A 262-nucleotide genomic window follows, 5' to 3' on the forward strand; every position below is an offset into this window, starting at 1 on the left:
GCCGTGGCCGACCCGGGCAAGGCCGAGACCCTGTTCGATGCCTATGACGCCGAGCGGCGGCAGATCGCCGAGGACTACGTGCAGGCCCAGACGATCCAGAACAAGAAACGGCTGGAGGCCAGGACGCCGGAGCAACAGGCCGCCGCCCGCACCGAGTTGCAGGGCACCTGCGCCGATCCCGCCCGGCACAAGGCCTGGGTGATGAACGCCTCGCTGCTGACCGGGTTGCGGCAGCTCGAAGACCAAGGAAGGAAAGCCCCAT

1 protein-coding gene is annotated in these 262 nt (G+C 68.3%); it reads left to right on the forward strand.

Annotation, left to right across the window (positions count from 1 at the left end):
- Positions 1 to 262, forward strand: a 262-nt coding sequence (locus tag E0702_RS17790) for a hypothetical protein (protein WP_205742100.1), incomplete at both ends; no start/stop codon positions are given.

The sequence above is a fragment of the Halomonas marinisediminis genome (assembly GCF_004347715.1).
GTDB lineage: Bacteria > Pseudomonadota > Gammaproteobacteria > Pseudomonadales > Halomonadaceae > Halomonas > Halomonas icarae.